At 72.7% G+C, this 18,573-nt stretch carries 15 protein-coding genes; 6 read left to right on the plus strand and 9 right to left on the minus strand.

The features are described 5' to 3' along the window. Nucleotides 1-63: 63 nt before the first annotated feature. Nucleotides 64-711: a superoxide dismutase gene (locus AB0946_RS02455; RefSeq protein WP_366758770.1), complete on the plus strand. Its 648-nt coding sequence runs from the start codon at nt 64-66 to the stop codon at nt 709-711. Between the two features lie 111 nt (nt 712-822). On the opposite strand, the gene AB0946_RS02460 is transcribed toward AB0946_RS02455, so the two are convergent. Further along, nucleotides 823-1,461, minus strand: coding sequence for a DsbA family protein (locus AB0946_RS02460; protein WP_171156315.1), 639 nt, complete (start codon nt 1,459-1,461; stop codon nt 823-825). 138 nt (nt 1,462-1,599) lie between these two features. Here AB0946_RS02460 and pepN point away from each other — a divergent pair, with 138 nt between their 5' ends. The 3 genes from pepN (at nt 1,600) to AB0946_RS02475 (ending at nt 6,365) form a co-directional block, all read left to right on the plus strand. Then, complete coding sequence (gene pepN, locus AB0946_RS02465; protein WP_366758771.1) at nt 1,600-4,179, plus strand: aminopeptidase N; 2,580 nt, start codon at nt 1,600-1,602, stop codon at nt 4,177-4,179. A gap of 207 nt (nt 4,180-4,386) precedes the next feature. Beyond that, complete coding sequence (locus tag AB0946_RS02470; protein ID WP_366758772.1) at nt 4,387-5,448, plus strand: hypothetical protein; 1,062 nt, start codon at nt 4,387-4,389, stop codon at nt 5,446-5,448. A gap of 107 nt (nt 5,449-5,555) precedes the next feature. After that, the gene (locus AB0946_RS02475; protein WP_366758773.1) at nt 5,556-6,365 is read left to right on the plus strand and encodes an SGNH/GDSL hydrolase family protein; all 810 of its coding nucleotides are present in this window, start codon (nt 5,556-5,558) and stop codon (nt 6,363-6,365) included. 4 nt (nt 6,366-6,369) lie between these two features. Here the strand turns inward: AB0946_RS02475 and AB0946_RS02480 are convergent, their stop codons facing one another. From AB0946_RS02480 to AB0946_RS02505, 6 genes are all read right to left on the minus strand, one after another. After that, the gene (locus AB0946_RS02480; protein ID WP_366759128.1) at nt 6,370-7,554 is read right to left on the minus strand and encodes a glycosyltransferase; all 1,185 of its coding nucleotides are present in this window, start codon (nt 7,552-7,554) and stop codon (nt 6,370-6,372) included. A gap of 141 nt (nt 7,555-7,695) precedes the next feature. Continuing rightward, nucleotides 7,696-8,823 carry a serine hydrolase domain-containing protein gene (locus AB0946_RS02485; RefSeq protein ID WP_366758774.1) on the minus strand — a complete coding sequence of 376 codons (1,128 nt, stop codon included), beginning with the start codon at nt 8,821-8,823 and terminating at the stop codon, nt 7,696-7,698. A 95-nt stretch (nt 8,824-8,918) separates the two neighbouring features. Continuing rightward, nucleotides 8,919-10,670 carry a TIGR03767 family metallophosphoesterase gene (locus AB0946_RS02490; protein WP_366758775.1) on the minus strand — a complete coding sequence of 584 codons (1,752 nt, stop codon included), beginning with the start codon at nt 10,668-10,670 and terminating at the stop codon, nt 8,919-8,921. Between the two features lie 200 nt (nt 10,671-10,870). Next, on the minus strand, nt 10,871-11,335 hold the full coding sequence (locus tag AB0946_RS02495) for an NUDIX hydrolase (protein WP_366759129.1): 465 nt from the start codon (nt 11,333-11,335) through the stop codon (nt 10,871-10,873). A gap of 27 nt (nt 11,336-11,362) precedes the next feature. Beyond that, entirely contained in the window at nt 11,363-12,268 is a 906-nt protein-coding gene (locus tag AB0946_RS02500; RefSeq protein ID WP_366758776.1) for a pyridoxamine 5'-phosphate oxidase family protein, read from the minus strand. A gap of 2 nt (nt 12,269-12,270) precedes the next feature. Continuing rightward, the gene (locus AB0946_RS02505) at nt 12,271-12,717 is read right to left on the minus strand and encodes a VOC family protein (protein WP_366758777.1); all 447 of its coding nucleotides are present in this window, start codon (nt 12,715-12,717) and stop codon (nt 12,271-12,273) included. A 124-nt stretch (nt 12,718-12,841) separates the two neighbouring features. On the opposite strand from AB0946_RS02505, the gene AB0946_RS02510 reads away from it, so the two are divergent. After that, nucleotides 12,842-13,384: a CGNR zinc finger domain-containing protein gene (locus AB0946_RS02510; RefSeq protein WP_366758778.1), complete on the plus strand. Its 543-nt coding sequence runs from the start codon at nt 12,842-12,844 to the stop codon at nt 13,382-13,384. A gap of 153 nt (nt 13,385-13,537) precedes the next feature. Continuing rightward, complete coding sequence (locus AB0946_RS02515) at nt 13,538-16,834, plus strand: S8 family serine peptidase (RefSeq protein WP_366758779.1); 3,297 nt, start codon at nt 13,538-13,540, stop codon at nt 16,832-16,834. A 69-nt stretch (nt 16,835-16,903) separates the two neighbouring features. Here the strand turns inward: AB0946_RS02515 and AB0946_RS02520 are convergent, their stop codons facing one another. Beyond that, the gene (locus tag AB0946_RS02520) at nt 16,904-17,842 is read right to left on the minus strand and encodes a hypothetical protein (protein ID WP_366758780.1); all 939 of its coding nucleotides are present in this window, start codon (nt 17,840-17,842) and stop codon (nt 16,904-16,906) included. Nucleotide 17,843: 1 nt separating this feature from the next. Continuing rightward, the gene (locus AB0946_RS02525; RefSeq protein ID WP_171160015.1) at nt 17,844-18,395 is read right to left on the minus strand and encodes a sigma-70 family RNA polymerase sigma factor; all 552 of its coding nucleotides are present in this window, start codon (nt 18,393-18,395) and stop codon (nt 17,844-17,846) included. Nucleotides 18,396-18,573: the final 178 nt, after the last annotated feature.

Raw genomic sequence — 18,573 nt, forward strand, 5'->3', positions numbered from 1 at the left:
GGCTTGTTGTTGCTAGCGTGCAGTTGCAAGATACTTGCAATAAGGTTCCGGAGGGGATCACCCATGCCCGTCTACACGCTGCCCGACCTGCCCTACGACTACGCGGCGCTCGCTCCCGTGATCAGTCCCGAGATCATCGAGCTGCACCACGACAAGCACCACGCGGCCTATGTGAAGGGCGCGAACGACACGCTGGAGCAGCTCGCCGAGGCGCGGGACAAGGAGGCGTGGGGCTCGATCAACGGCCTGGAGAAGAACCTGGCGTTCCACCTGTCCGGGCACATCCTGCACTCGGTCTACTGGCGGAACATGACGGGCCCGAAGGACGGCGGCGGCGAGCCGCTGGCCGCCGACGGCGTGGGCGAGCTGGCCGAGGCGATCAAGGAGTCCTTCGGCTCCTTCGCCGCCTTCAGGACCCAGCTGTCCAAGGCCGCCGCGACCACCCAGGGCTCCGGCTGGGGCGTCCTCGCCCACGAGCCGCTGAGCGGGCGGCTGGTCGTGGAGCAGGTCTACGACCACCAGGGCAACGTCGGCCAGGGCTCCACCCCGATCCTGGTCTTCGACGCCTGGGAGCACGCCTTCTACCTCCAGTACAGGAACCAGAAGGTCGACTTCATCGAGGCCATGTGGCAGGTGGTCGACTGGCAGGACGTCGCGAAGCGCTACGAGGCGGCGAGGTCCCGCGCGGACGTGCTGCTCCTCGCGCCCTGAGAACGTCCCGTCTCGTGATCGTCTTCTCACCCTTCACGACGGCGGGCGGATGGGAGAAGACCCCCGTGAGGACGTGACTCACGGGGGTCTTCGCCTGCGCGGCGGCGAGGGTCACAGGTTGCTGAAGTCCGGGCCCTTGGTGCGGGTGCGCTTGATCTCGTAGAAGCCCGGGACCGAGGCCACGGCGATCGTGCCGTCCCACAGGCGGGCCGCCTCCTCGCCCTTGGGGGCGGGGGTGACGACCGGGCCGAAGAAGGCGATCTGCTCGCCGTCGGGGCCGGGCACCGCGATGACCGGGGTGCCGACGTCCTGGCCGACCTTCTCGATGCCCTCCTTGTGGGAGGCGCGCAGCTCGGGCTCGTACGGGGTGGAGTCCCAGTGGTCCATGAGGGACTCGGGCAGCCCGACGTCCTTCAGCGCGGCGGCCACGGCCGGCTTCTCGGGGCCCTCGCCCTGGTTGTGGATGCGGGTGCCGAGCGCGGTGTAGAGGTCGCCGAGCACCTCCGCGCCGTGCTCCTGCTGGGCCGCGATGACGACGCGGACCGGCCCCCACGCCTTGGTCGCGAGCATCTCGCGGTACTCCTCGGGCAGCTCGTCGAGCCGGTTCTCGTTGAGCACGGCGAGGCTCATCACATGCCAGCGGACCTCGATGTCCCGTACCTTCTCCACCTCCAGCACCCAGCGGGAGGTCATCCAGGCCCAGGGGCACAGCGGGTCGAACCAGAAGTCGACGGGGGTCTTGTCCGACATGTCTCTCCTCGTGGGGAACGCCTTTCCCGGGGAAACGCGGCCGCCGGCTGTGCCATTCCCCGTCCCCGCTGTCAGGAGCACATGGCAGGATCGGTGCTGTTCAGCCGCCATACACGCGATCACGAGGGAGTGCCGTCCGTGCCCGGTGAGAATCTGTCCCGCGACGAGGCCCGGGAGCGGGCCGCCCTGCTGTCCGTCGACGGCTACGAGGTGTCCCTGGACCTGCGGTCCGCCGTCGGCGACGCGGGCGGCGAGCCGCGCACGTTCCGCTCGGTGACCACCGTCCGCTTCCGCTGCAACGAGCCGGGCGCGTCCAGCTTCGCCGATCTGGTCGCGCCGGGCGTGACGTCCGTGTCGCTCAACGGGCGGGACCTGGACCCGGGCGAGGTGTTCGACGGCTCCCGGATCCTGCTGGAGGACCTGGCCGCGGAGAACGAGCTGGTGGTGGACGCCCGGTGCGCCTACTCCCGCACCGGCGAGGGCCTGCACCGCTTCGTCGACCCCGAGGACGGCGAGGTGTACCTGTACACCCAGTACGAGCCGGCCGACGCCCGCCGGGTGTTCGCGAACTTCGAGCAGCCGGACCTGAAGGCGCCGTACCGCTTCGAGGTGCGGGCGCCGGAGGGCTGGACGGTGTGGAGCAACGGCGCCGGTGAACTGGCCGACGGGGTCTGGCGGTTCGCGGAGACGAAGCCGATCTCGACGTACATCACGTGCGTGGTGGCGGGCCCGTACCACTACGTGACGGACTCCTACACCCGGACCTTCGAGGACGGCACGAAGCTGGAGATCCCGCTCGGCGCGATGTGCCGCAAGGGTCTCGCGCCGCACTTCGACGCGGACGACGTGTTCCTGGTGACCAAGCAGGGCCTGGACTTCTTCCACGACCACTTCGACTACCCGTACCCGTTCGGGAAGTACGACCAGGCGTTCGTGCCCGAGTACAACCTGGGCGCGATGGAGAACCCGGGCCTGGTGACCTTCCGCGAGGAGTACATCTTCCGCGGGAAGGTGACGCAGGCGTCGTACGAGGCGCGGGCCAACGTCATCCTGCACGAGATGGCGCACATGTGGTTCGGCGACCTGGTCACCATGGAGTGGTGGGACGACCTGTGGCTGAAGGAGTCCTTCGCGGACTTCATGGGCACGTTCGCCAACGTGGGCGCGACCCGCTTCAAGGACGCGTGGACCACCTTCGCCAACCGCCGCAAGGCCTGGGCGTACCGCGCGGACCAGCTGCCGTCCACGCATCCGATCACGGCGGACATCCGTGACCTGGAGGACGCCAAGCTGAACTTCGACGGCATCACCTACGCCAAGGGCGCCTCGGTGCTCAAGCAGCTGGTGGCGTACGTCGGCCAGGACGCGTTCCTGGAGGGCTCCCGGCGCTACTTCAAGCGGAACGCGTACGGCAACACGCGCCTCGGCGACCTGCTGTCGGTGCTCGCGGAGACCAGCGGCCGGGACATGACGGCGTGGGCGGCCTCGTGGCTCCAGACGGCCGGGGTGAACACGCTGACCCCGCAGGTGCTGCTGGACACCGAGGGCGGCCGGATCGCCGAGCTGGCGATCCTCCAGGAGGCCCCGGAGTCGCACCCGGAGCTGCGTCCGCACCGGATCGCGGTGGGCCTGTACCGGCGTACGCCCGGGGGCACGCTGGAGCGGTACGCGCGCGTGGAGACGGACGTGCACGAGCCGCGCACCGTCGTGGCGGAGCTGACGGGCGCCGAGGCGCCGGAGCTGGTGCTGGTCAACGACGACGACCTGACCTACTGCAAGGTCCGCTTCGACGAGACCTCGCTGATGACGCTGCGGACGCACCTGGGCGCGCTCACCGATCCGCTGGCCCGCGCGCTGTGCTGGTCGGCGCTGTGGAACCTGACCCGGGACGCCCTGCTGCCGGCGCGGGACTTCATCGGTCTCGTGCTGCGCTTCGCGGGCCGCGAGTCGGACATCGGGGTGCTCCAGATGCTGCACGCCTGGGCGAACGCGGCGCTGACCCACTACGCGGCGCCCGCCTGGCGGGAGACGGGCGGGGAGCTGCTGGCCGAGGGGGCGCTGCGGGAGCTGCGGCAGGCGGAGCCGGGCAGCGAGCACCAGCTCGCGTGGGCGCGGTTCTTCGCGTCGGTGGCGTCCGCCGGGCCGGACCTGAAGCTGCTGACGGACCTGCTGGACGGCACGGTCGAGGTCGAGGGGCTGGAGGTGGACCAGGAGCTGCGCTGGGCGTTCCTGGAGCCGCTGGCCGCGCACGGGGCGGCGGACGAGTCGGTGCTGGCGGCGGAGCTGGTCCGGGACGACACGGCGTCCGGCAAGCGGCACCAGGTGCGCTGTCTGGCCGCGCGGCCCTCGGCGTCGGTCAAGGCGCAGGCGTGGGCGCAGGTGGTGGAGTCCGACGCGCTGTCGAACGCGCTGGTGGAGGCGACGATCTCGGGCTTCCAGCAGCCGTCGCAGCGGGAGCTGACGGCACCGTACGCGCAGCTGTACTTCGCGGCGGTCGAGCGGGTGTGGCGGGAGCGGTCGATCCAGATCGGCATGGACGTGGTGCGGGGTCTGTTCCCGGCGTACCAGGACCGGCCGGAGACGCTGGACGCGACGGACGCGTGGCTGGAGGCGCACCGGGACGCGGCACCGGCGCTGCGCCGGCTGGTGCTGGAGGCGCGGGACGACCTGGCGCGGGCGCTGCGCGCGCAGGAGTGCGACGCCGCGGCCGGCCGGTGAGCTTTGGCCTGAGCTTGCCCGGCCGGTGACCGTTACGAAATTCGGGCAAACATAGCCGTAACCCCTGGTCCGCACCCGATCGGACCAGGGGTTTTGCTTCCCTACTCGGCATCCGAACACCTGACCTTTAGTCCCGCCTTGTCCGCATTTCTCGACGGGCGTGTAACAGCGGTTACGGTCCGCACCGGGCGCGGGAATCCCGAGGCCATGACCCACAACACCCCGCTCTCCCCCCGCCCCCTCCGCCACCTCTCCGACGTCCACCGCCGCGTCCTGACGGCCGCCCAGCTGCGCGCCCACGGCGTGCCGACGGCCGAGCTGACCGAGCAGTGCCGGCCCGGCGGCCCCTGGCGGGAACTCCTCCCGCACGTGATCCTGCTGCACCCCGGCCCGCCCACCGGCGAGGAGCGGCTGCACGGGGCCCTGCTGTACGCGGCCCGCACGACGGAGCCGGGCGTCCCGGTCCAGCCGACGGCCGGCAGCCCGCACCGGCCGCAGTACCAGGAGGCGGTGCTCACCGGGCTGGCGGCGCTGACCCTGCACGGCTTCTCGTCCACCCCGGCGCTGACCGACCTGGACCACGTGGACGTCCTGGTCCCGCGCCAGCGCCGGCTGCGCTCCGCGCGCTACGTCCGCGTCCTGCGCACCTCCGCCCTGCCCGCCCCGCAGACGGTGACCGGTCTGCCGGTGGCGCCGGTGCCCCGGGCGCTGGCGGACGCGGTGGCGGAGCTGACGGACGCGGAGGCGGTACGGCGGCTGCTGACCGAGGCGGTGCGCGGCGGCCACTGCGAACCGGCGGCGGTCGTGCGGGAGCTGACCCTCGCCAAGCTGCTGAACCGCCCGCACGTGGTGGACGCCGTGGACGCGCTGCTCGCGGAGGGCCGCTCGATCGCCGAGGACCGCCTGTACCGCATGGTCCGCGAGTACGGCCTGCCCGACCCGGTCTGGAACGTCGACCTGCGCCTGCCCGGCGGCCCGCACCTGGGCGGCCTGGACGCCTACTGGCCGGACCAGGCCGTCGCCGTCGAACTCGACACCCGCGCGCCCCGGCAGGGCCGTCGCCAAGGCCAGGGAGAGGACGAGGACGCGCTGTGGTCCGAGTACGCCCGCAAGCGCGAGCACCTGGAACGCCTCGGCATCACGGTCGTGTACATCACGCCCAGGAAGCTGCGGGACGCCCCGGAGCAGCAGGCCGCGGTGGTGCGGACGGCGCTGATGGCGTCCGGGGACCGCGACCCGGCGGCGTACGTCGTGGTGCTGCCCCGGTAGCGAGGGCCGCCCGCTTCTCCTGTTTTCCTGCGCCGGACGGGTGAGGAGTCACCGCAACGGACGAGCAGGGCGGGCGGGGCGGGGGCGGGCCACGGTAGAGGAGAGTCATGAGACACCCCCGAATAGCGGCAGGCGCGTGCTCCCTCCTCCTCGCGGCCGCGTGCGCGTTCGCCGGTCCCGCGACGGCACAAGTGGCGCCGCGTACCGTGTCCGGCGGCTACGTGGCCCTCGGCGACTCCTACTCCTCCGGTGCCGGAGCCGGCGACTACCTGGACTCCGGCAAGGAGTGCAAGCGCAGCAGCCGGGCCTTCCCCGTGCTGTGGGCCGAGGCCCACGCGCCGGCCTCCTTCACCTTCGCCGCGTGCAACGGCGCCGGTGCCGACGACGTCCTGGCCGACCAGCTCGGCCACCTCAGCCCCCGCACCGGGCTGGTCACGCTCACCGTCGGCGGCAGCGACTCGGGCTTCGTGTCCGTCATCGCGAAGTGTGCGCTGGGCGGTACGGACGGGTGCCTGTCCGCCGTCTCCCAGGCCCGCACCACGATGGACGGGTCCCTCGCGGGCAGCCTCGACCGGCTCTACTCCGCCATCCGGGACCGGGCCCCCGCCGCCCGGGTCGTGGTGCTCGGCTACCCGCACCTGTACCACCTCCAGGGCTCCTGCGCGCTGGGCCTGCCGGACGGCGAACGCGCCACGCTGAACGACGCCGTGGACCACCTCAACGCCGTGATCGCCGGGCGCGCCACCGCCCACGGGTTCACCTTCGCCGACGTCACCACCGCCTTCGCCGGGCACGAGATCTGCTCGTCCCGGCCCTGGCTGCGCGGCGTCGACGTGCTGGCGATCACCGAGTCCTACCACCCGACGGCATCGGGACAGTCCCTCGGCTACCTCCCGGTGCTCAGCCGGGTGTCGTGACCCGCTACAGCGGCTCGGGCAAGCGCGAGGCCGCCGTGTGCACGCCGGCCAGCAGGGCGGCGTACGCCGCGATCATGCGCGTGCGGCTGAAGCGTTCGCGGCTCGCCGCCAGCGCCGGGGCCAGTACGGCGCGGTCGGCGACCGCCGCCGACCAGGCCAGGGCGATGGCCTCGGGGTCCTGCGGGGTCACGAACCCGTGGCCCCGGACGATCCGCGCGCTGTCGCCCACGTCCGTCGTGACCGGGACCGCGCCGCACATCATGCCCTCGATCAGGCACAGCGGCGCCGCCTCCCCGGAGGCGGAGGTGAGGGCGACGACGTCGGCGGCGGCGTACACGGTCTCCATGTCCCGGCGCACGCCGAGCAGCCGCACCCGCTGCGCGAGGTGCCGGTCCGCGCCGAACGCGACCTCGAGGTCGGCCCACAGCGCCGGGTTGCTGTCCGTCATGCCCGCACCGCACATCAGGACGTGCCCCTCGGGCTCACGGGCGAGCCACGCGCGGGCGGCGCGCAGGAACAGCGGGACGTTCTTCATCGTGGCGTAGCGGGCCGCGAAGACGGTCACCGGTGCCGGGGCCGGGATGTCCAGGCAGGCGCGCAACGCCGTCCGGGCGGCCGGGTCCGGGCGGAAGCGGAGCAGGTCCACCCCGTTGGGGATGACGTGCAGCAGCTCGCGCGGGATGCCGGCCGCCGCGTAGGCGTCCCGCGTGGACTCGGCGCAGCACACGCAGGCCACCACGGTGCCGTCGGCGATCGCGGCCTTCAGCTCGGCCAGCGCCGGGCCCTGGTTCTCCGGGTCGGAGCGGTGCAGGCAGACGACGACCGGGCGGCGGGGCAGCCCGGCCTGGTTCAGCAGCGCCAGCGGCTGCTCCTTCAGCGACAGGATCACGTCCGCCGCGGCCATGGACCGCGCTGTTCCGGCCAGCTCGGGCCCGCTGAAAACGTTCGCCGCGACCGTGCCGTCCACCAGCCCCGCGGTGCGGCCGAGCGAGGTGACGCCGACCCCGCCCGCGGTCAGGGCCCGGTAGCAGGCGTCGTCCTCCATGCGCTGCCGGGTGGCCTCGCGGTGGACCTCCCCGTGGATGCTGAGTACCTGGTGGGACTGACCGCCCTCGGCCAGTCCCAGAACGACGTCGGAGTGCACGATCCGGGCCCCTCCGGAGAAGAAGCCCTCGTAGACCGACAGCACACGCAGTCCGTGCCTCGCGCGCACACGACCACCCGCCTTGCACATGAATCGAGCCATCCCCGTGAACAGCGGGTTAGCCGATATGAGGCGGTACGGACATGGCGTGCGCGTTAACGCGGAGCTACGCGGACGAAACGTTGGCTAACAGAACTCCTTCTCCAGCACGTCCACCGTGTCCCCGGCCCAGTCCCCGTTGAAGTTGACCGCCACGGAGTGCCGGCCGTCCGCCGTCGACGCCGCCTCGGACACCGAGCCGTGGATGCCGCCGTCGTGGCCCCAGACGCGGACGCCGCAGCTCAGCCGGGTGTTCATGAGGCCGAGTCCGTACCGGATGTGCGGGGCGTCGGCCTCCGTGGCCACGGTGGTCTCCATCTCCTTCAGCTGCCGGGCCGGGAGCAGCTCGCCGCCGAGCAGGGCGCCGTAGAAGCGGGACAGGTCGGCGGAGTCCGAGATCATCTCTCCGGCGGAGGAGGCCATGGACGGGTTGAGGTCGGTGACGTCGTACGCCGGGCCGCCGGGAACCCTGAACGTCGAGTACGCCCTGCTGCTCGGCCGCGGCAGGGTGGCCCGCGTGCCGGGCACGGAGGTCGCCCCCAGGCGCAGCGGGCCGATGATCCGGCGGTTGATCTCGGCGGCGTACGACCGGCCCGTCACCTTCTCGATCACCATCCCGGCGACGACGTAGTTGGTGTTGGAGTACCGCCAGGAGGTGCCCGGCGCGAAGTCCGGCGCGTGCCGCATGGCGAGGTCCACCAGGTACCGCGGGGTGAGGGTGTCGTAGCGGTGCCGGAAGAAGCCGTCCTTGGTGAAGTAGGCGGTGCTGAAGCCGGGGTCGGCGAGGTAGTCGTGGATGCCGCTGGTGTGGTTCAGCAGCTGCCGGACGGTGGTCCGGCGGCCGTCGTGGCCGTGGCCGCGGACCACGCCCGGCAGCCACCGGTCCACCGGGTCGTCGAGCGAGAGCCGGTCCTCCGCCTCCAGCTGGAGCAGGACGGTGGCGACGAAGGTCTTGGTGATGCTGGCGACGCGGAAGCGGTCGGCGGGCGAGCGCGGTTCGCCCGTGCGGGTGTCGCCCACGCCCGCGGTGGCGGACCACACGCCGTGGCCGTCGCGCGCGGTGACGGTCGCGCCGGGGGCGCCGGCCTCGACCGCCGCCTCGACGGCCTCGCGGGTGCGTTCGTGGGGTGCGGGGCCGGCCGCGACGGCCGGCCCCGCGAGGGCCGCCGCGAGGAGCAGGGCGGTGCCGCCCACCAGAGCTGTGCGTGCGCGCATGTCTTCCCCAACCTGTGGTGTGCCGGTGCGGTCGGGGGGAGGGACCCGGGAGCGTTGTGCGAAGGTTGCCCCGGTGTACTCCGGTTGAGTGAATATCAGCCCTTCTTCAGCACCAGCTCGGTGTTCCGGTCGGCCGCCTTGCCCCCGAACGTCTTGCTGGCGCCGGGGGCGTTGAAGGACAGCTCACGGTAGAGGGCGGCGAGCCCGGTCTGCGAGAGGTCCGCGAAGTCGGTGCGGTGCGGGGCCGCCGACTCGATGAGGGTGGTGAAGACGGAGAGCGTGCCGTCCTTGTTGTCGACCAGCTCGACGACACGGGCGAGCTGGGGGTGGTCGATGTGCGAGGCGGTGGAGATCTCCCAGAAGGAGTGGCCGCCGGAGGCCGCGTGCGGGGTGATGATGTTCTTGTGGACGTGGCCGTTCACCCAGGCGAGCACGTTGCGGTGCCGGGAGAGCAGGGCCACCAGTTCCTCGCCGGTGTGCCGGCGCTCGCCGGGACGGGCCGGGTCGGGACGGGTGTTGGTCATGGTCTTGCTGGTGTGGTGGCTGAAGACCACGGCGTAGGAGTCCTTGTTGTCCTTCAGGGTCCTGTCCAGCCAGTCGAGCTGGGCGGTGCCGAGGGAGCCCTCGAAGTGGCCGCCGGCGTCGTTGGTGTCGAGGCTGATCCCGATGACGTCGTCGGAGACGCGGAAGGAGTAGTACTGGGTCCCGGCGTCGAGGTTCGCGGAGGAGTAGCCGTGCCCGACCGGGCCGACGCCCTGGTGGGCGGGGTCGAGGTGGGCCTTGAGGTAGTCGGCGGGCGTGTACGGTGCCCGCTTCTCGTCGGGGGTGACGGAGCGCATGGCGCGCGCGTGCGCCTTGAGGAACTCCCGGTAGCCGGCGCCCCGCGGGTCCCGGGCGTTCTTGTTGGTGTCCCGGAACTTCCTCGCCTCGGCGGCGGTGACGGTCATCAGCTTCCTGCCGCCGATGGCGGCCTCGGCCAGGTAGGGGTCGCCGTGGGAGCCGTAGACACCGAGCTGGAGCATGTCGTGGTTGCCGACGGTGGAGTACCAGGGCAGCTTCAGACCGGGGCTGCGCACCTCGCGGATCGCCGCGGCCAGGAACCCGTCCAGGTGCGGGAAGCCGAGCGCCTTGTCGTCGTCGCGCAGGGCGGAGCCGGGCTGCCAGTACAGCTTCAGGCCGCTGTTCTGTACGCCTTCGTAGTGCGCCGGGTCACCGGAGTTCGGGGTGAAGCGGCCACCGCTCATCACCTTCATGTACCACTCCAGCTCGCACAGCGCGTTGTTGTCGGTGTTGTCGCCGGTGGTCATCACGAAGTGGAGCGGGGCGCCGGTGACGGGTCCGCCACGCAACGCGTTGACCCGTTCGACGAAGGCGATGGCACCCTGCACGGTCAGCGCCTCCTGCGGGCGCCAGGCGTGCGGGTCGGCGGCGCGCACGAACTCGGCGCGCAGGGGGTGCTGCACATCGGTCAGGTGCATGTCAGTGAATTGCACGAACGCGGCGAGGGTCCGGCGGCGGCCGGCGCGGCCGGCCTTGGGCGTGGCCAGCTCCTCGCGTACGACCCGCTTCCAGCCGGGGCCGTCGCCGAGCCGGCGGTAGCCGGAGCTGTTCCGGGGGGCGGCGACGGAGGCGAGTGTCGTGCCCTTGGTGTAGGGGGCGAGCGGGGCGGCGGCAAAGGCCCGTCCGCCGTGGGCGACGGGCTCCTCGGCGGCGATGACGGCCTCGCCGCCGGGCGGGCGCAGGGCGTAGCCGACGCCCGCGGACAGCGAGACCGCCCCGGCGGCGGCGAGGACGGTACGGCGGTTGACCCCCGCGGCGGAGGTGGCGACAGAGCGTATGCGCGACATGCGCGGTCTCCCCGGGTGCGAACGCGTCGGCAGTGGTCGCGGGCCGTCACGGACGCGAACGCCCCGCTCACCGTGGATCGTTGGCACCGGGGATGACCTGCGCGTGAACGCGGCGGCAACGCGTGACGCCAATCACCGTACGTGGATCACGGGTTTACCGGACGCGGTCATGGAGCGGATCGCCGGTGGACCGGGACCGGTCACTCCTCGTTCAACTGCCGGGGTAGGGCCACGTCCTCCAGGTGTCCGTGCGGCGGCTGTTCGCGCCACAGCCGCAGCGCGGTGTCGACCAGCCGCACCCGGGTCAGCCCGGGTACGGCGTCGAGGTCCTGCCAGGCGGCGAAGTCGGTGGAACCGCCGACCTCGTGGCGGAGTTCACCGCCGACGACCTCGCCCGTGTAGAGGATCCGCACCCCGTGGTGGTCGGTGCGGCGGCGCGGGAAACCGCCGGGGAGGACGTGGCGGAAGGAGTCGACACCGAGGAGACCGGTCACCTCGATGCGGTAGCCGGTCTCCTCGCCGACCTCGCGGCGGACGGTGTCGTAGGGGTCCTCGCCGTGTTCCATGCCGCCGCCGGGCAGTACCCACTCGGGCGTGCCGTCCGGCGCCGGCGAGCGGGCGAGCAGGAGCTGTCCGTCGCGGACGCACACGGCGTAGGCCGCCACCCTCAGTTTCCGTCGCATGGACGGACGTTAGCGCCCGGTGTCCGGGTTGGCAGGCGAATACTCCGGCGCGGACCAGCGCAGGGGCAGGGCGGCCGGGGTGCACACGGCCTCGGTGAGCGTGAAGCGGACGGTACGGGCGCCGTCCGGGGCGAACTCGGTACGGGCCTCGCCGGTGAGCTGGAGGGTGGTGCCCGTCTCCCAGTCCAGGAAGAGCAGACCGGCGCGGGGGTCGGTGCGCAGGTTGCCGAGGCTGAGGAACATGGCGTTGCCGGGGTAGTCCGGCCAGGTCAGCTCGCGCGGGGACGTGACCTCGACGAAGCCGGGGCCGCCGCCGCGGTGGCTGGCGTCGGCGCCGGAGCCGTGCACGGTGGCGAGGAAGAAGGTGTCGGCGGACCGGATGAAGCCGGCTTCCGTGTCACCGAGTTCGGTGAGGTGGCGGGGGGTGCCGGGGGTGCGGTCGGCCGTTTCGTACGACTCCCTTCGCTGGATGTGCCTCGGGCAGTTGGAGAAGACCTGGTCCGCCTCCACGGTGAATCCGGTCGCCGTGGGGTGAAGGCGGCCGTTGAGGCGCATCCGGCGGCGGGTTCTCGGGTCCAGGGCGATGGTGCCCACGCGCGGTGGGCCGTCGTCCGGCTGTGCCCCTTCGGGCCGGTCGCACAGCCGTCGGGCAAACGCCCGGGCGGTGTCTCCGTCGACGGCTGTCCGCCTCGGGCCCGTCGCCCGTACGAAACCGGGTGCTCCCGTGAGCGCCGAGGCCCACACCCTTCCCGTCCCCGGGTCCGCCGCGCCCACGATCAGCAGGGGCTGCTGCTCCAGGAAGGCCGCCGCGACCGGCTTGATGTCCTGGCCGAGGGAGCGGCCGACGTGGTCGGCCCGGTCACGCACGCCGGTCCGGTCCTGGAGGGCCCGCGAGCCCGCGTGAAACACGCCCATGACTAGAAGAAACCGCAGGTCGGGGCGGACGCGTGCGGGGCGGGGGCCTGCTCGGCGCCGTGCGGGACGGAGATCTCCAGGCGGGTGCCGTCCGGGTCGTGGAAGAAGATCCCGCCGGAGGACGCGCCTTCCCGGTGGGCGACCACGCCGTCGTGGGCGAACTCCACCCCGGCGGTCCTGAGCGCCGTCTCGTACTCCCGGACCCGGTCCATCGAGTCGGCGGTGAAGGCCAGGTGGTGCAGGCCGGCCCGGCCGCGGTCGTACGACGTCCGCGCCTGCTGCCAGAGGGTGAGCAGGAGCTGGTCGCCGCCGTCGCCGAGGAACGCGTAGCGCCGGTCGTCCTCCTTGCCCTCGGCCACCACGGTGAAGCCGAGGACGTCCCGGTAGAAGGCGAGCGAGCGGTCGAGGTCGGTGACGTTCAGGCCCGTGTGGCCGGTGCTCAAGGTCATGACTCTTCCCTTCGGCGTGCCCTCACCGGGCATCTCTAACCGTCATTCATCACGTTAGGAGGTTAGAGTCGACAGAGTCAACCGTTCACGTACGCTTGACTGGTTAGCCGAGGAGGAGTGCCCGATGTCCAGCACCCGCGACCCCCGCCCGCTCACCGGAGAGCCGCTCGCGCTCGACCTGCTCAACACCCGGTGGAACAGCGACGGCGTCGTCCAGGACCTGCTCGTGGACACCGAGGGTCTTGCGGTCTGGCTCGCGGGCAACGGCCTGGCCGGAATCCACCCGGCCGACGCGGCGGTGCTGCGCCATCTGCGCACGGCGCGCGAGGCGGTCAAGGCGGCCGTGGACGGGTCACCGCGGCGGGCGGCTCCGCTCGTGGACGCCGTACTGGAGCACGGCCGCATCCGGGCCCGGCTCACCGCCGGCGGTCCGGCCGAGGAGCCCGAGTTCACGGATCCCGCCTGGGGCCCGGCCTGGCTGGCCGCCCGGAACTACCTGGACCTGCTCACCCGGGCTCCCGAGCGGATCCGCACCTGTGCCGGCGGCGGCTGCGTCCTGTACTTCTTCGACACCTCCCGCAACGGCACCCGCCGCTGGTGCTCGATGGCCGCGTGCGGCAACCGGGCCAAGGCCTCCCGGCATTACGCCCGTTCGAAGGAGGGGTGAGCGAAATCCGGACCATACCGGCCGACTTCGCTCATATCCCATCGCGGGTTTTCCCCATACCTTGATTTCGATTCGGTCAACGGTCCCCAAAATCCGAACCCTTCGGTCAGGCTGAGCGCTCCGTCCGCTCGTTCCTTGACCTGAGGGATGCCGATGACCCACACGCCCGCGCGTGATCCGATACCCGGTCCGAGACGCCTGGCCCGCATAGCCGTGGCCGTGGGCGTCGTGGCCGCCCTCTCCGCGGCGGGGCCCGTACCCCTGGCCCTCGCCGCGGACCCGGCCCCCGCCCCGGCCGCCGACCCCGCCGTGAAGTCCGCCCACGACAAGCTCGGCTCCGACGACGCCGCCCTGCTCGCCGAGGCCAAGGCCGACGGCGACAAGAACGTCACGATGATGATCGCGACCTCGCCCGGGAAGACGGAGCAGGTCGCCGGGCAGCTGGACGCGGTCGAGGGCGGCCTGGTGGGCCGTACCGACGACAAGCTCGGTTACGTCCGCGCCACCGTCCCGACGGGCCGGGCGGACTCGGCCATCGCCGCCGCCGCGAAGCTCTCCTCCGTCCAGGCGATCGACCTCAAGCAGGAGATCCCGCTGGACGACCCGGCGCCGAACGGCGCGAAGTCCACGGCGGACAAGGGCACGTACCCCGCGCCGGGGAAGAAGACCCCGGCCGCGAACCCGTACAACCCGTCCTTCGAGACCGGTGCCGTCGACTTCGTCGAGGACCACCCGAAGGCGGACGGCCGCGGCATCACCATCGGCATCCTGGACTCCGGCGTCGACCTCGGCCACCCGGCCCTGCAGAGGACCACCACCGGCGAACGGAAGATCGTCGACTGGGTGACGGCGACCGACCCGGTCGTCGACGGCGACGGCACCTGGCGGCGCATGACCACCGGTGTCTTGGGCCCCTCCTTCTCCATCAGCACCGCCTCGCAGGGCACCGAGAAGTTCACGGCGCCCGAGGGCTCGTACAAGTTCAACTACATGTACGAGTCCGCCACCGCGGGCGGCGACGAGAAGGGCGACCTCAACCGGGACGGTGACACCACCGACGCCTGGGGCGTGCTCTACGACCCGGCCACCGGCACGGTCCGCGTGGACACCGACGACGACCTCGACTTCACCGACGACGCGGCGATGAAGCCGTACAAGGACGGCTACCAGGTCGGGTACTTCGGCACCGACGACCCCGCGACGGACGTCGTGGAGCGCGTCCCCTTCGTCGTCGAGACCCGCAAGGACGTCGTCTACAACTCCTCCGGCGCGAAGGCCGACTACGTCAACATCGGCGTCATCGAGTCCGAGCACGGCACCCACGTCGCCGGCATCACCGCCGCCAACGGCCTGTTCGGCGGGAAGATGAACGGCGCGGCCCCCGGCGCCAAGCTGGTCTCCTCGCGGGCCTGCACCTGGACCGGCGGCTGCACCAACGTCGCCCTCACCGAGGGCATGATCGACCTCGTCACCAAGCGCGGGGTCGACATCGTCAACATGTCGATCGGCGGCCTGCCCGCGCTGAACGACGGCAACAACGCGCGCGCCGAGCTGTACACCCGGCTCATCGACACCTACGGCGTCCAGCTGGTGATCTCCGCCGGCAACTCCGGCCCCGGCGCCAACACCATCGGCGACCCCGGTCTCGCCGACAAGGTGATCTCCGTGGGCGCGACCATCTCCAAGGAGACCTGGGCCGCCAACTACGGCTCGGTGGTCGAGACGAAGTACGCGATGATGCCCTTCTCCTCGCGCGGCCCGCGTGAGGACGGCGGCTTCACACCGACCCTCAGCGCGCCCGGCGCCGCGATCAACACCACCCAGACCTGGCTGCCGGGCTCCCCGGTCGCCGAGGCGGGCTACGCGCTGCCGGCCGGCTACTCGATGCTCCAGGGCACCTCGATGGCCTCCCCGCAGGCCGCCGGCGCCTCCGCGCTGCTGCTGAGCGCCGCGAAGCAGAAGGGCATCGACCTCACGCCCGCCGCGCTGCGCACGGCGCTGACCTCGACCGCCCACCACATCAAGGGCGTGCAGGCGTACGAGGAGGGCGCGGGCCTCATCGACATCGTGGACGCGTGGGACGCCATCAGGGACGGCGCCACCGCCCACGAGTACACCGTCAAGGCCCCGGTCGACACCGCGATCGACTACGCCCTGAAGACCCCGGGCTTCGGCACCGGCCTGTACGACCGCGAGGGCGGTCTGAAGGCGGGCCAGAAGAAGACGTACGACGTGACGATCACCCGTACGTCCGGCCCGGACAAGGCGGTCCGGCACGAGCTGCGCTTCGCGAACGACGCCGGCGGAACCTTCCGGATCGTCGGCGACGACGACGTCAGGCTGCCGCTGAACCAGCCGGTCACCGTCAAGGTCCAGGCGGCCCCCAGGTCCGAGGGCCTCAAGAGTGCGATCCTGGAGGTCGACGACCCGCGGACCGAGGGCGTCGACAAGCAGATCCTGTCCACCGTCGTGGTCGCGGCCCCGGTGAAGTACGCCTACTCCGCGTCCGGCTCGGTGCAGCGCAACAGCACGCGCTCCTACTTCCTGAGCGTGCCCGAGGGCGCCACCTCGCTGGAGGTCGCGATCGGCGGGCTGAAGGACAAGAGCCAGACCCGGTTCATCGCCATCCACCCGTACGGCGTCCCGTCCGACAACACCTCGACGCCGTACTGCTACAACAACTACCTGGACGGCAACGGCTGCAAGCCCGACGTGCGCTCCTACGCCGACCCGCAGCCCGGCGTCTGGGAGGTCGAGGTCGAGTCCCGGCGGACCTCCCCGCTGCTCGACAACCCCTACCGGCTGGACGTCACCGTCCTCGGCGCGGCCTTCGACCCGGAGACCGTGACCGTCCCCGAGGCCAAGGTGGGCACCCCGGCCACCGCCTCCTGGAAGGTGACCAACGCGTACGCCGCGCTGGACGGCAGGCTGACCGGCGGCCCGCTCGGCTCGGCCAAGACCGCACGCCCGGCCATCAAGGAGGGCGAGACCCAGACCACCACGGTGGAGGTCCCGGCCGGCGCCACCTCCCTCGACGTCGCCATCGGGGGCGTCTCGGACGCCGCGGCCGACCTGGACCTGATGGTGTACGACGCCTCCGGCAAGGAGGTCGGCAAGTCCGCCGACGGTGACTCGGAGGAGGCGGTGTCCGTGCCGTCCCCGGCCGCCGGCACCTACACCATCGAGGTCGTGGGCTACGCCGTCCCGTCCGGCTCGACCGACTACGACTACCGGGACGTGTTCTTCTCCACCGCGCTCGGCTCCGTCACGGTCGACGGCTCGGCCCCGGTCAAGCTCGGCACGGGCGACTCGGCCACGGTGACCGGCCAGGTCACGGCCGCCGCCGAGGCCCCGGCCGGCCGCGAGTTCTTCGGGCGGGTCCAGCTCGTGAACGCGCGCGGCACGGTCGCGGGCAGCGGCAGCGTGAAGATCGAGAAGGTCACGCCGTAACGGGGTGACGCGCACGAGGAGGGGCGGGTGTCCTGACGGACGCCCGCCCCTCTTCGTGTCGCTCCCGGCTCAGGGGCCGTCGCCGGAGGGGCAGGCCAGGTCCCGGGACCCGGGCAGCGCGTCGGTGATCCAGGCGCGCGCGGCCGCCACCCGGCGGTCGCCCACGGCCCACAGGTCCGCGTACCGCTCGCCCCGGCCGACCCGCACCAGCACGTGCCGGCCCGCGCGGGGCGCCGGCCGGGCGCCGGCGCCGAGCAGGAAGCGGACCTCGGCGGGGCCGTGCGCGGGCCGGTAGGAGCGGGTCACGGTGAGCGTGACCCGGCTGCCGGGCACGTCCCCGGCCCGTTCCACCCGCGCCACGGTCCCCTCCACGACGAGCCGGGAGCAGGCCAGCTCCCGCTCCGGGTACGCCGGCCGCCCGCCGGCCCCGGCCTCCTGGCCCGTCGCGTCGGCATTGCCCTTGGCCGCCGACGAGGCCCCGCTCTTGTCGTCCGCCCCGCCGGGGCCACCGCCCTGGGCCACCAGCCAGCCGAAGCCCAGGACCAGGGAGAACGCCGCGGCACCGGCGAGCGAGCCGAGCGCGATCCGCAGGGCCCGGCGAGGTCCGTCCGGCCGCCCGGGGCGCCCCGGCCGGGCCGGCCGGGTGGGGGCGGAGGGGCGGGCACGGCCGCGGGTCCGTCGGGCGGGGGGCGGGGCGGGTACGGGGTCCGGGGACGCCGCGGACACTTCCCCGGTGCTCGTCTCCCCCGTCAGCGCCTCGGCCAGCCGCACCAGCTGGTCCCGCAGCACGGCCACGTCGGCCTCGGCCGCCCGGTGCGCGGCGAGGAAGGCGGGGTCCCGCCGGGCCTCCTCCGGCAGGGGGTCCCCGGTGACCGCGGCCATGAGGGCGTCCATGCCGTCGTACTCCCCGCGCCCGCGGTACTCGCCGCTCCCCTGCCGCTCCCCGTGCCGCTCCCCCTGCTGTCCGGCGCCGTCGGCGCCCCGCGCGTCCTCGTGTCCGGCGGTCATGTCACGCCACCTCGTCCTCGTGCAGCCGGTCGCGCAGTGCGCGGACCGCCGTGTGCAGCCTGCTCTTGACCGTGCCCTCCGGGATGCCCAGCTCCTCCGCGATGGCCCGCACCGGCAGGTCGGCGAAGAAGCGCAGCACGACGACCTGCCGCTGGGCGGCCGGCAGCTCGTCCAGGCCCCGGGCGACGGCGAGGGAGAGCAGGCTGGTCTCCTCCCCGGAGGCGTGCGCGGGCGCGCGCAGCGCGGCCAGCCGCTCCCCCAGCCGTTCCTGGCGCCGCTTGGCCCGGTGCCAGTCCATGGCCAGGTTGGAGGCGACCACCGCCGCCCACGCCGACACGTCCCGCGGCGCCTCGCGCCCGCTCGCGGCCCGCTCCAGCAGCCGCAGCCGGACCTGCTGCACCCCGTCCGGCAGGTCCGACTGCGGCACCCCGCCGAGCGCGAGCACCGCCCGCACCCGGCGTTCCTGGGCCGCGTCCAGCGGATCGCCGCCGGTACCGTCCGTACCGGCGGCGTACTCCGCCCCCCGGTCGCGGCGCGCCTTTCCGCGCAGCACAAGCCACCCCCTCACGCGTTTGCCCCTACGACGCGGCGGCGGGCCGAAACGTTCGGCCGGTTCCGGAAGTCCGCGGAGGCGTACGTCACACCCCCGTATGGCCGGGATCCGGACGGGCAGGGGCGGGACAGCACAGCTTCCGGCGCGGACCCCCGGCAGAGGGAATTCCTGCAGCCCG

It is taken from the genome of Streptomyces sp. NPDC046870 (assembly GCF_040704595.1).
Taxonomy (GTDB): Bacteria; Actinomycetota; Actinomycetes; order Streptomycetales; family Streptomycetaceae; genus Streptomyces; species Streptomyces argyrophylli.

What these genes read in the sequence shown, in the direction of transcription:
- AB0946_RS02505 (WP_366758777.1), bottom strand. Translation starts at nt 12,717, where the DNA reads ATGACCTTGAGCACCGGCCACACGGGCCTGAACGTCACCGACCTCGAC.
- AB0946_RS02475 (WP_366758773.1), top strand. Translation starts at nt 5,556, where the DNA reads ATGAGACACCCCCGAATAGCGGCAGGCGCGTGCTCCCTCCTCCTCGCG.
- AB0946_RS02520 (WP_366758780.1), bottom strand. Translation starts at nt 17,842, where the DNA reads ATGACCGCCGGACACGAGGACGCGCGGGGCGCCGACGGCGCCGGACAG.
- AB0946_RS02455 (WP_366758770.1), top strand. Translation starts at nt 64, where the DNA reads ATGCCCGTCTACACGCTGCCCGACCTGCCCTACGACTACGCGGCGCTC.
- AB0946_RS02500 (WP_366758776.1), bottom strand. Translation starts at nt 12,268, where the DNA reads ATGGGCGTGTTTCACGCGGGCTCGCGGGCCCTCCAGGACCGGACCGGC.
- AB0946_RS02470 (WP_366758772.1), top strand. Translation starts at nt 4,387, where the DNA reads ATGACCCACAACACCCCGCTCTCCCCCCGCCCCCTCCGCCACCTCTCC.
- AB0946_RS02510 (WP_366758778.1), top strand. Translation starts at nt 12,842, where the DNA reads ATGTCCAGCACCCGCGACCCCCGCCCGCTCACCGGAGAGCCGCTCGCG.
- AB0946_RS02490 (WP_366758775.1), bottom strand. Translation starts at nt 10,670, where the DNA reads ATGTCGCGCATACGCTCTGTCGCCACCTCCGCCGCGGGGGTCAACCGC.
- AB0946_RS02485 (WP_366758774.1), bottom strand. Translation starts at nt 8,823, where the DNA reads ATGCGCGCACGCACAGCTCTGGTGGGCGGCACCGCCCTGCTCCTCGCG.
- AB0946_RS02460 (WP_171156315.1), bottom strand. Translation starts at nt 1,461, where the DNA reads ATGTCGGACAAGACCCCCGTCGACTTCTGGTTCGACCCGCTGTGCCCC.
- AB0946_RS02515 (WP_366758779.1), top strand. Translation starts at nt 13,538, where the DNA reads ATGACCCACACGCCCGCGCGTGATCCGATACCCGGTCCGAGACGCCTG.